The sequence below is a fragment of the Paenibacillus sp. JT31N11 genome (genome assembly GCF_056269285.1).
In genome coordinates, this window is sequence record NZ_JBWDNQ010000066.1 from 1 (window position 1) to 1,400 (window position 1,400).

The 1,400-nt window shown below is 36.6% G+C and carries 2 protein-coding genes; one reads left to right on the top strand and one right to left on the bottom strand.

The features are described from left to right. Window positions 1-141: 141 nt before the first annotated feature. The gene (locus AC0YNV_RS40665) at window positions 142-576 is read right to left on the bottom strand and encodes an Lrp/AsnC family transcriptional regulator (protein ID WP_475773130.1); all 435 of its coding nucleotides are present in this window, start codon (window positions 574-576) and stop codon (window positions 142-144) included. Window positions 577-732: 156 nt separating this feature from the next. Between AC0YNV_RS40665 and AC0YNV_RS40670 the strand changes: the two genes are divergently transcribed. Next, entirely contained in the window at window positions 733-1,185 is a 453-nt protein-coding gene (locus tag AC0YNV_RS40670) for a VOC family protein (RefSeq protein ID WP_475773131.1), read from the top strand. Window positions 1,186-1,400 lie beyond the last annotated feature (215 nt).

The following is a 1,400-nucleotide window of genomic DNA, read 5'->3' on the forward strand; positions in this document are numbered from 1 at the left end:
ACCTTCCCAAAATCTATGGGACGGTTATTTGTCATTCCCTTTTACCAGTATAGCATCCTTCGATTGGTCCATTAATAATTAAATATTGACAACCTATTAGCTGGTATAGTTGAATACCTTACAGGTGCTGTTTGGGCTGATTTAGAGTAAAACTCTGTTTTCTAATATATTTTTCAAACAAATATGCGATTTTGAAGGACCCAGTTGTACAAGCGAATCTTGAAAATCTGCAAGCTCCACTACCGATGCCGTCTGCACCTTAATGAGATAATTAAATTCTCCACTTATACGAAATAATTCGGTTACTTCCCTGGCCTCTTTACAAAAATCAATTAACGCTTGACAATGTTCTGTCTTTATTAGAATAAAAGAGGTCGTGCCTCGGTTCAGTTCCCGCAAGTTAAATAATGTACTATATTCAGAAATGACGTTTTTATCTTCTAGTTTTATAATTCTTTCTTTTACAGATGGTTGAGACATGGAGATTTGTTTACTAATTTTAGAAATAGGCATTCGCGCATGATGCTGGAGTAATCGCATAATCTTTTTATCAATCTCGTCGATCTGATCGTTCATTTAAAGAGGCCTCCTGTCACCTTTATAAATAAGGAAAATAATATAAAGAAACTCATTTTTAATAAGTATTATATCACTATTCCCTCATACTATTTATGTATTTTGAAGATTAATATCACTATAATGAAAACAACCTATAAGAAGGAGAGAATCAAAATGAGCGTAAAAGGACTTGCCCATGTTGCAATCCAAGCTAAAGATTATAAAGCAACCATCGATTTCTATTCTCAAGTATTAGGATTTAAAGTAGGTCATCATTGGAGTCTACCTTCCTTTCAGATAAAAGAAGCTGCCATGCTTGTTTCACCTGACCAAAAAACCTGTATTGAAATATTTGATAATGGAGCAGTCATCCCAGCTCAAGGAAAAAAAGCCTCGTCGCAAGAAGATATTGCTCACGGGGCTTTATTACATTTTGCATTATATGTAGATAATGTAGAGGAAATGTATCAAAAAGCCCTTGCTCATGGAGCAAAGGCATGTATTGAGCCGAATCGCCTTTCACTTGGCGTTCCACCTCTTGTAGTAAGAAATGCTTTAGTTTACAGTCCCAATGGGGAAGTTATCGAATTGATGGAGGATGTCGATTTTAATTTGTCATTCAAATAATATAAATAAGCAGTATGAATTAGCGTTAGCTGAAGGATGAATATCCGTTTTGAAGAAGTAAGGAGCTGCCTTGGCCGCTCCTTTTTTGAATTCAACCTAACCTGCCCGTTAGCCATCCATGCCCCTCTCGGGGCACCACAGAGTAATGAAAATTTTGGTGCGGTGTTCTATACTATTCTTACGGCTGGTGAGGAAGGTCGTTAAGCTATGGTGTC